Source organism: Nitrobacter sp. 62-23, assembly GCF_001897285.1.
Taxonomy (GTDB): Bacteria; Pseudomonadota; Alphaproteobacteria; order Rhizobiales; family Xanthobacteraceae; genus Nitrobacter.
Genome location: NZ_MKSM01000137.1, coordinates 59,300 through 69,297, shown reverse-complemented (window position 1 = coordinate 69,297; position 9,998 = coordinate 59,300). Strand labels below are relative to the sequence as shown.

Here is a 9,998-nt window from a genome sequence, read left to right as displayed (position 1 = left end):
ATTTCTCAACGACCAGCGGCTGCGCGTGGCCGGGCGGCGCCAGATGAACGATTGCGTCATCGCCTGCGGCCTGCCGCACATCGGACGCGGCGACCACGAACTGTCGCGGCGGGAAATGGCGGCCCTTCAGCCCAAGGTGGCCGGTCTGCGCCGCTTCGGCGCGGCCTCGCTCGATCTGGTTTACGTCGCGGCCGGACGCCTCGACGGCTACTGGGAACGCAACCTGCAGCCCTGGGATATCGCAGGCGGACAGATCATCGTGCGCGAGGCCGGCGGCATCGTCAGCGGCATCCAGGGCGACGACGATCCGCTTGTGACCGGCGACGTGATTTGCGGCAACGAGTTCGTCCATGGTGAACTGGTGAGGATCATCAGGCCGCTGTGAACCTATGCCCTCGGGACTGACCCGAGGATGGATGCTGGCTCGCGCGAAGAAACCCGCGTCAAAACAATAATCTCGTTCACTCCGCCGGATGCAGCGGCGCCGGCGGCCCGTGAATTTCAGGCTCGCCCGCCGGCTCCAGGCCGCTTTTGTCGCGTCCGAGCACGCGCATCACGGCAACAAAGAACACCGGCACCATCAACAGCGCCAGCACCACCACCGCGATCATGCCGCCCATGACGCTGGTGCCGAGCGCCTGCTGGCTCGCTCCGCCCGCTCCCCGTGCGACCACCATCGGCAGCACGCCGCAGACGAAGGCGAGACCGGTCATAAGGATGGGGCGGAAGCGTAGCGCACATGCCTCGATCGTGGCGTCGATCAGCGACTTGCCCTGCGCGCGCAGATCCTTGGCGAATTCGATGATGAGGATGCCGTCCTTCGCGGCGAGGCCGATGATGGTGATGAGGCCGACGGTGAAATAGACATCGTTGGCAAGCCCGCGCGCGCTTGCGGCGATGACCGCGCCGCTGATGCCGAGCGGCACCGTCAGCAGCACGGCCAACGGAATGGTCCAGCTCTCATAGAGCGCGGCAAGGCAGAGAAACACCACCAGCGCCGAGAGCCCGAGCAGGAACGGCGCCTGCGATCCCGACAGCTTTTCCTGCAGCGACTGGCCGGTCCACTCGTAGCCGAAACCGCGCGGCAACCGGCCCGCAAGCCGCTCCATTTCGGCGATGGCGTCGCCGGACGTGAAGCCCGGCCGCGCCTCGCCGCTGATGCGCACCGACGGATAGTAGTTGAAGCCGACGACCTGGGTCGGCCCTTTGGACCAGTCGATCGAGGCGAATGACGAGAACGGAACCAGTTGCCCGCTGCTGTTCTTGACGTTGTAGCTCAGGATCTCGTCCGCGGTGGTGCGGCCGTCGCGGTCCGCCTGCACGATCACACGCTGCATCCGGCCGCGATTGGGAAAGTCGTTGACATAGGTCGAGCCGAGATTGGTGGACATGGTATCGTTGATGTCCTGGAAGGCGACGCCGAGCGCGCTCGCCTTCTCGCGATCGATCACCAGATTGACCTGAGGCGCCGGCGGCAAGCCCTCGACATAGACGTTGCGCAGGATCGGGCTGGCATTGGCCTCGGCGATCAACTGATCGCTCGCCTGAATCAGCGCCGCGTAGCCCTTCTGGCCGCGATCCTGCAGGCGGAAGCTGAATCCGGAGGAGTTGCCGAGGTTGTCGATCGGCGGCGGCTGCAGCGCGGCGATCTTGGCGTCGCGCAGCGAGGCCAGATCGCGATTGATGTCGGCTACGATGTTGGCGGCGGACTCTTTCCCGGGACGTTCCGACCAGTCCTTCAGGCTGATGAAGGCCTGCGCGGTGTTCATGCCCTGGCCGGAATAGCTGAAGCCGGTGAGAAACGTGACATCCGCAACGCCCGGCCGGTTCGCGAGATATCGCTCGACCGCCGACACCGCTGCCTCGGTGCGGCCGTGGGAGGAATCCGACGGCGTCTGCACGTCCGTCGTGATGAAGCCCTGATCGTCCACCGGCAGAAAGCCCGCGGGCAGGCGAACGAACGCGACGACAAGGCCGCCGACCAGCACGGCGTAGATCAGCATCAGCCGGCCGGTTCGTTTCACCGACCAGCCGACGGTGGAGACATAGCGGCGGCGCACGCCGTCGAGCCCACGGTTGAACCAGCCGAACAGCCCCTTGCGCGCGTGGCCGTGCCCGGCCTGCACGGGTTTCAGCAGCGTGGCGCAAAGCGCCGGCGTCAGCGACAGCGCCATCAGCGCGGAGAAGCCGATCGCGGCGACCACGGTGACCGAGAACTGCCGGTAGATGATGCCGACGGAACCCGGAAAGAACGCCATCGGCACGAACACCGCCATCAGCACCAGCGTGATGCCGACGATTGCGCCGGTGATCTGCGACATCGCCTTGCGCGCCGCCTCCTTCGGCGGCAGCCCCTCCTCGGCCATGATGCGCTCGACGTTCTCGACCACGACGATGGCGTCGTCGACCAGAATGCCGATCGCCAGCACCATGCCGAACATCGTCAGCATGTTGACCGAATAGCCCGCGAGCAGCAGCACCGCACAGGTGCCGAGCAGCGCCACCGGCACCACGATGGTCGGAATGAGGGTGTAGCGGATGTTCTGCAGGAACAGGAACATCACCAGGAACACCAGCACCACCGCCTCGATCAGCGTATGCACGACCTTTTCGATCGAGGCTTTCACCACCGGCGTGATGTTGTAGGGAATGTCGTAGGCGATGGTCGCGGGGAAGAACTTCGACAACTCCTTCATCTTGACTTCCACCGCGCTTGCGGTCGCGAGCGCATTGGCGCCCGGCGCGAGCATCACCGAAAGACCGGCGGTCGGCTTGCCGTTGAGGCGGGTGGTGAACCGATAGTCCATGCCGCCGACCTCGACCCGCGCCACATCGCGCAGCCGCACTGTGGAGCCGTCGCGGTTGGCGCGCAGCACGATGGAGCCGAATTCCTCGGGCGTGGTGAGCTGCCCCCTCACCAACACCAGCGCCGCGGTTTTCTGCCCGGTCCGGCTCGGCGGCGCGCCGATGCTGCCCGAAGCGACCTGCGCATTCTGCGCCGCAATCGCCTTGGTGACGTCGTCCGACGTCAGGTCATAGCCGACCAGCTTGTCGGGATCGACCCATACGCGCAGCGAGCGCTCGGTGGAGAACAGCGTGGCGCGGCCGACGCCGGGAAGACGCCGGATCTCGCCGATGATGTTGCGCACCATGAAATCGCCGAGGCCGACCTCGTCGAGGCTGCCGTCGAGCGAGCGCAGCGTGATGATCTGCAGCACCGCGCTCGAGGCTTCCTCGACCAGGATGCCTTCCTTCAGCACGGCGGCCGGCAATCGCGATTCGATGCGCTTGATGCGGTTCTGCACGTCGACCGAGGCGAGATCGGTCGATGTGCCGGGAACGAAGTACGCCGTGATCTCGACCTGGCCGAGGGAGTCGCTGGTCGATTCGAAATTGAGAATGCCCGAGGCGCCGTTGAGCTGTTCCTCGATCAAACGCGTAACGCTGTTGTAAAGGTTCTGCGGCGAGGCGCCGGGATAGGCGGTCGCGACCGAGATCGAGGGCGGCGCAATGATCGGATATTGCGCAACGCCCAGGAATGGAATCGAGATCGCGCCGATCAGGCAGATGAAGAGCGCGATCACCCATGCAAAAACCGGCCGGTCGATGAAGAATGCCGGCATGAGCGATTACCGCCGGACGGACGCGGTCTCGCCCGGCAGCGCTCCCGCCGCCCCCGAAGCATCGGCTTCCGCCCACATCACCGCGCGGACCTTGTCGCCGGCGGTGAATTTCTGGAAGCCTTCGACCACAACGCGGTCGCCCGCCTTGAGGCCGTGGCTGACCATCGACTGGCCGTCCTGGACCGAAGCGGTCCGGACCGGACGCACGATCACGCGGCCGTCGTCCTTGACGACGAAGACCTCGCTGCCGCCGCCGGCGTCGCGCTGCACCGCCTGCTGCGGAACGGCGATCGCGTCGCTGTCGACGCCCTGCTCCAGCAGCACGCGGACATACATGCCCGGCAAAAGCTCGCGCTTCGGATTTGGAAATTCGCCGCGCAGCGTCACCTGCCCGGTCGAGGCATCGACCTTGGCTTCGGAAAACAGGAATTTTCCAGGCAGCGGGTAGAGCGCCTCGTCATCGAGCACGAGGCGGACTTTCGCCGCGCCCGGCGCGATGCGCTCCAGGTCACCGCTCTCGAACGCACGGCGCAGGCCGTTGAGCTGGCTCACCGACTGGGTGAAATCGGCGTAGATCGTGTCGAGCTGCTGCACCGTCGCCAGGCTCGCCGCGTCGTTCTGGACGACGAGCGCACCTTCGGTGACCTGGGCCGCGCCGACCACGCCGTCGATCGGGGCGCGGATGGTGGTGTAATCGAGATGGAGTCGCGCCCGTGCGACGTCGGCCTTGCGGCCGGCGACATCGGCCTCGGCCTGGCGCAGGGCGGCGATCGCTTTCTCGTTCTCGACCTCGGAAGTCGCGTGACGCGCCGTCAGTTGCTGGATACGCTTGGCCTGCAGCGACGCCTGCTCGAATATCGCGTTCGCCTTCGCGAGCGCCGCCTCGGCAGCCCGCAATTCGACTTCGAACGGCTTCGGATCGATCTGATATAGCGGATCGCCGGCCTTGACCTCGCTGCCCTGCTTGAACAGGCGCTCGGTGATGATCCCGGAGACGCGCGGACGCACTTCGGCAACGCGCAACGGCGCGATGCGGCCGGGCAGTTCGTGCACCATCGCGTGCGGCTTGGGAACCACGGTGACGACGCTGACTTCGGGGATCACCGCGCTGATCGACGCTTCCGCCGTGACCGGCTCGTTGCAGCCGCCGAGGAGCGGCGACAATCCGGCGATCAAAAGGGCGACGGACGTCAGTCGTGAATTTATTCTTGGCATTGGAACCTGGAGACCCCGTGATGCGGAAGCACGAACCCGCATTCCGCGAAGCGCGATGCTCGCAGAATCATGCGCGAATCCATGCGATGTCCGATAGGAGCAGATTAAACGACACCGGCTGCGACGCAATAACCTCTCGCGGCGGCGCAATGTCACATAAGTGCTATCGACTTGATAGAAATTATGTTTTTCAGATTCACACAGTCGTGAACCGGGTTCCATCCCAATCAAAGGGAATTGGCAACCTGCGAGCAGATGCGGCCCGGCGTGAAGGCCCGCGCGCGCTCCTCCTCACTCTATCGAGAGAAAAGGATACGACGCTTCGCGATGCATTTAGCTCCAAGCACGACAAAACCGGTGGACAGCTATTTTTTGCCGGCAGCACCGTGGCATAATGCGCCTGTCGCGACTCTCTGCTTCACCTGACGGATAAGCGGTCACTCATGGCGCAAGGCACGGCCCCCGGCTCCGCTCCAGCGATCGAACCGACCAAACTGTCGCAGCCCCAAATATTCTTGGTGCGCATGTTGGTTTTCATCGTGCTGTGCGCCCTGGTGGCAGTGATCCTTTACAAGCAGATCGTTCTGGCCTTCTTCGCCAATCCGGGCCTCAACGCGCTGATCGCCGGCGTGCTCGCGGTCGGAATCATTTTTGCATTCCGGCAGGTGGTGCGGCTTTATCCGGAGATCGCCTGGGTCAACAGTTTCCGCATCGCCAGTCCGGGCCGGCCAGGCCCCGACCGGCGGCCGCGGCTGCTGGCGCCGATGGCCGCGATTCTCGGAGGCGAGCGCACCGGGCGGATGGCGATCTCGCAGCAGACCATGCGGCATCTGCTCGATTCCATCGCCACCCGGCTCGATGAAGCCCGCGACATCTCGCGCTACATGACCGGCCTTCTGGTGTTCCTCGGCCTGCTCGGCACCTTCTGGGGCCTGATTGAGACCGTCGGCTCGGTCGGCAAGGTGATCGACGGCCTGAAGGTCGGCGGCGACGCCGGCTCGCTGTTCGATACGCTGAAGGAGGGTCTCGCAGCGCCGCTCGGCGGCATGGGCATTTCGTTTTCCTCGTCGCTGTTCGGCCTCGCCGGATCGTTAATCCTAGGTTTTCTCGATCTCCAATCAAGCCAGGCGCAGAACCGCTTCTATACCGACCTCGAGGACTGGCTCGCCACCACTGTTCGCGAATATGGCGGCGAGACCCGCGCCGACCCGTCGGCCGGAATAAAGACCGCGATCGAGGGACTTCGCGCCAGCCTCGAACAGGCGCGACCCAACCAGGATACGACCTCCGCGATGGCGAGCCTGGCGGAAGCCATTCAGGGGCTCGTCAGCCACATGCGGACCGAACAGCAGATGATCCGCGAATGGGCCGACGAACAGGGCGAGCAGAACCGCGAGATCAGGAAACTGCTGGAGCTTCTCGCACAGCAGACAGGAGAGGAACTGACGGTATCCCTGCCCCCGGCGGCCGCTTCACGCCCGGCATCGCCCGCGGCCGGGGGAGAGGCCTGAGAATCTGGAACGATGGCCCTGGCACGCACCCGCCGAAACGAAAGCGGCTTCAACTACTGGCCGGGATTCGTCGACGCGCTGTCGACGCTGGTGCTCTCGATCGTGTTCCTGCTGTCGGTGTTTCTGGTCGTGCAGTTCTTCCTGTCACAGGAAGTGTCCGGCAAGGACAAGGCGCTCGGCCAGCTCAATTCCAAGATCGCGGAGTTGACCGATCTGCTGTCGCTGGAAAAATCGGGCAAGCTCAGCCTCAGCGAGGAGGTCGGCCAGTTGCGCGCGGGCCTTGCATCGGCGGAGGCCGAGCGCGACCGCATCAAGGGTCTCTATGACGGCCTCGCCGGCGCCGGCAACAACGCCGCCGGCCGCAATGTCCAACTGAACAAGGCGCTGGAATCGGAGAAGCAGATTTCAGCCCGCGCGCTGGCGCAGGTCGAAGTGCTGAACCAGCAGATCAGCGCGATGCGCCGGCAGCTTGCGGCGCTGGAAGACGCGCTCGACGCATCCGAAAAGAAGGACAAGGAGTCGCAGAATCGCATCGCCGATCTCGGGCAGCGGTTGAACGTCGCACTGGCGAAGCGGGTACAGGAGCTGTCGCGCTATCGCTCGGAATTCTTCGGACGGCTTCGCGCCATCCTCGGCAACCGGCCGGATATCCGGGTCGTCGGCGACCGCTTCGTCTTCCAGTCCGAGGTTTTCTTCGATACCGGGCAGGCGGTGCTGCTGCCGGAAGGCAAAGCCGAACTTGACAAGGTGGCCGGCGCGCTGAGCGATCTCGACAAGCAGATTCCGGGCGACATCCCATGGGTGTTGCGGGTTGACGGCCACACCGACGTGCGGCCGATCAACAGTCCTGTCTTCAAGTCGAACTGGGACCTGTCGTCAGCGCGCGCGATCTCGGTGGTGCAGTATCTGGTGTCGCGCGGCGTGCCGCCGCAGCGCCTGGTCGCCGCAGGCTTCGGCGAATTCCAGCCGCTCGACGATGGCACGACGGAAGACGCCTACAAGCGCAACCGCCGCATCGAGCTGAAGCTGACGGAGCGGTGAGGACATGATCCCAAAAAGTGGATTTCCGGTTTTTGGGTAAGATCATGCCCAACCAAGCGACTGAGGCGTTCGAACTCCGCCCCTATGCGCCCGCCGACGAAGACGCCGCCATCGCGCTCTGGCAGGCGACGTGGCAGCGGGCCTATCCCGCGATCGATTTCGCCGCGCGCGTGCCGTGGTGGCGCGAGCGCTGGCGCAACGAACTGACGCGGAATGCCGCGATCGTCGTCGCCGAGCAATCCGGCGAGCTTGTCGGCTTCGTCACCATCGACACGGGAGGCTATCTCGACCAGCTCGTGGTCGGCCCCGCGCATTGGGGCGGCGATATCGCAAACGCGCTGATGAACGAGGCGAAGCGGCTGTCGCCTGGGGGCATCACGCTGTTGGTCAACACCGACAACGCGCGCGCTATCCGATTCTATGCGCGCAACGGGTTCGCGCACGCGGGCGACGACGTCAATCCGACGTCGGGGCGGCCGGTCAAGAAGATGGCGTGGGAGCCTTGATCTGTCTTCCCTCTCCCCTTGCGGGAGAGTGTGCCCGAACGGAGTGAGGGGCGGATGGGGGGGGGTTCCGACACTGCTTCACCCCTCAGCTTCACCCTCACCAGGCGCGGATGCGTTTGGCTCATTGTTTCCCCCCTTTCCCACGAAAGGAGAGAGGGCGGAAGTGCTAGACCCCCTCGAACTGCAGCCGCGCCAGCCGCGCATAGAGTCCGTTGGCGGCGACCAGCGAGGCGTGGGTGCCGTGCTCCACGATCCGGCCCTGGTCCATGACCATGATGCGGTCGCAGGAGAGCACGGTTGCGAGCCGGTGCGCTATCACCAGCGTGGTGCGGTGCTTCATCAGTTCTTCCAGCGCGGTCTGCACCAGCGTCTCGGATTCGGCATCGAGCGACGATGTCGCCTCGTCGAGCAGCAGCAGCGGCGCGTCGCGCAGAATCGCGCGGGCGATGGCGATGCGCTGGCGCTGTCCGCCGGACAGCGTTACGCCGCGCTCGCCAAGCAGCGCATCGAAACCGCCGGGCAACCGGCGGATGAACTCGGTCGCGTGCGCAAGTTCGGCCGCGCGTTCGACATCGGCGTCGGACGCATCCGGCCGGCCGAAGCGAATGTTCTCGCGCGCGGAAGCTGCGAACACCACCGAATCCTGCGGCACCAGCGCAATATGCGCGCGAACCTCGCGCGGATCGGCAGAGCGCAGCGGTACGCCGTCGAAGGAGATGGTGCCCGAGGCCGGATCATAGAACCGCAGCAGCAGGTGAAACAGCGTGCTCTTGCCCGCGCCGGACGGGCCGACGATGGCAACCTTCTCGCCTGGCTTCACGGCCAGCGAGACGCCGTCGAGCGCCTTGACCTGCGGCCGCGACGGATAGGCGAAGCTGACATTGTCCAGCGCGACGTCGCCGCGCGACGGTACCGGCAGCGCGCGCGGCGACGGGGGAGCAGCGATCACCGGCTTGACGCGAAGCAGTTCGAACAACCGTTCGGCCGCGCCCGATGCCGCGGCGACCTCGCCCCAGACTTCGCTCAACTGGCCGAGGCCGGTCGCGGCGAATGCGGCATAGAGCACGAACTGGCCGAGCCGGCCCGGCGTCATGTCGCCGCTCAGCACGTCACGCGAACCGATCCACAGGATCAGCACCACGCTGGTGAAGACGATGAAGATGATGATCGCGGTGAGCACGGCGCGGGCGCGCGCCGAACTGCGCGCCGCGGTGTAGGCCTGCTCGACCTCAGTCCCGAAACGAGTGTCGGCCAGCCGCTCGTTGGTGTAGGCCTGCACCGTCCTGATCGCGCCGACCAGTTCAGAGGCATAGGCCGTGGCGTCGGCGAGATTGTCCTGCGCGCTCCGCGACAGCCTCCGCACCCAGCGCCCGAATGCGACCAGCGGCAGCACGATCAGTGGAATCGCCGCCAGCACCAGACCAGAAAGGCGCGGACTGGTGATGACCATCATCGAGGCGGCGCCGACGAACAGCACCACGTTGCGCAACGCGACCGATATCGAGGAGCCGACCGCAGACTTGATCTGGGTCGTGTCAGCGGTCAGCCGCGAGATCAGTTCGCCGCTGCGGGCGGTATCGAAGAACACCGGCGACAGCGACATCAGATGGGCGAACACGTCGCGGCGGAGATCGGCGACGATGCGCTCGCCGGTGGTGGTCACAAGAAAATACCGCGCCGCGCTGGCGCCGGCGAGGACGGCGACGACGCCGATCATCATGCTGAAATAGCTGTTGATCATCGCGACGCCTTCGGAGGTGAAGCCGAAATCGATGATCCGGCGCACCGCAAGCGGCACGACCAGCGTCGTCAACGCGGCGACGACCAGCGCGACCAGCGCGAGCAGCGCCCGTCCGCGGTAGCGGGCGATATAAGGCATGAGCGCGAGCAGCGGTCGCAACCGCGCACCGCGGGCACCGGAGGACGTCGGGGCCGGACCGGTCACCGCCGGCCCGGCGGCGCCGGATTCCTGCTTGGGGAGGCCATCGGCTTTCGGCGCGCCATTGAGCGGCAGCGCAATGGCCTGGGATTTCAAGGTATTCTCACGCACTTCGACCGAACTCATCCGCCTGACCATCATATTGCTGACCGAGCACGTAATA

Annotated in this window: 7 protein-coding genes; 4 read left to right on the top strand and 3 right to left on the bottom strand. The window is 65.5% G+C overall.

Features of this window, described 5'->3' with window-relative positions; translation table 11 throughout:
* A partial coding sequence (locus BGO16_RS17135; protein WP_292620304.1) for an inositol monophosphatase family protein occupies positions 1-385 on the top strand: 385 nt, incomplete at its 5' end.
* A gap of 76 nt (positions 386-461) precedes the next feature.
* Here the strand turns inward: BGO16_RS17135 and BGO16_RS17130 are convergent.
* Together BGO16_RS17130 and BGO16_RS17125 are read right to left on the bottom strand one after the other, a co-directional pair.
* A complete protein-coding gene (locus BGO16_RS17130) occupies positions 462-3,623 on the bottom strand; it encodes an efflux RND transporter permease subunit (protein WP_292620302.1) in 3,162 nt (1,053 codons plus the stop codon).
* 6 nt (positions 3,624-3,629) lie between these two features.
* Positions 3,630-4,838: an efflux RND transporter periplasmic adaptor subunit gene (locus BGO16_RS17125; protein ID WP_292620300.1), complete on the bottom strand. Its 1,209-nt coding sequence runs from the start codon at positions 4,836-4,838 to the stop codon at positions 3,630-3,632.
* A gap of 443 nt (positions 4,839-5,281) precedes the next feature.
* On the opposite strand from BGO16_RS17125, the gene BGO16_RS17120 reads away from it, so the two are divergent.
* Genes BGO16_RS17120 through BGO16_RS17110 form a run of 3 tightly spaced genes read left to right on the top strand, consistent with a single transcriptional unit; the run spans position 5,282 to position 7,896 of the window.
* Complete coding sequence (locus BGO16_RS17120) at positions 5,282-6,349, top strand: flagellar motor protein MotA (RefSeq protein WP_292620298.1); 1,068 nt, start codon at positions 5,282-5,284, stop codon at positions 6,347-6,349.
* Positions 6,350-6,361: 12 nt separating this feature from the next.
* A complete protein-coding gene (locus BGO16_RS17115) occupies positions 6,362-7,390 on the top strand; it encodes a peptidoglycan -binding protein (protein ID WP_292620296.1) in 1,029 nt (342 codons plus the stop codon).
* A 44-nt stretch (positions 7,391-7,434) separates the two neighbouring features.
* Positions 7,435-7,896, top strand: a complete 462-nt coding sequence (locus BGO16_RS17110) for a GNAT family N-acetyltransferase (protein WP_292620294.1) — start codon at positions 7,435-7,437, stop codon at positions 7,894-7,896.
* 166 nt (positions 7,897-8,062) lie between these two features.
* Here BGO16_RS17110 and BGO16_RS17105 read toward each other — a convergent pair whose 3' ends face one another.
* The gene (locus tag BGO16_RS17105; RefSeq protein WP_292620292.1) at positions 8,063-9,961 is read right to left on the bottom strand and encodes an ABC transporter transmembrane domain-containing protein; all 1,899 of its coding nucleotides are present in this window, start codon (positions 9,959-9,961) and stop codon (positions 8,063-8,065) included.
* Positions 9,962-9,998: the final 37 nt, after the last annotated feature.

Coding starts and splice junctions, on each gene's coding strand:
- BGO16_RS17130 (WP_292620302.1), bottom strand. CDS start 3,623: ATGCCGGCATTCTTCATCGACCGGCCGGTTTTTGCATGGGTGATCGCG.
- BGO16_RS17125 (WP_292620300.1), bottom strand. CDS start 4,838: ATGCCAAGAATAAATTCACGACTGACGTCCGTCGCCCTTTTGATCGCC.
- BGO16_RS17120 (WP_292620298.1), top strand. CDS start 5,282: ATGGCGCAAGGCACGGCCCCCGGCTCCGCTCCAGCGATCGAACCGACC.
- BGO16_RS17115 (WP_292620296.1), top strand. CDS start 6,362: ATGGCCCTGGCACGCACCCGCCGAAACGAAAGCGGCTTCAACTACTGG.
- BGO16_RS17110 (WP_292620294.1), top strand. CDS start 7,435: ATGCCCAACCAAGCGACTGAGGCGTTCGAACTCCGCCCCTATGCGCCC.
- BGO16_RS17105 (WP_292620292.1), bottom strand. CDS start 9,961: ATGAGTTCGGTCGAAGTGCGTGAGAATACCTTGAAATCCCAGGCCATT.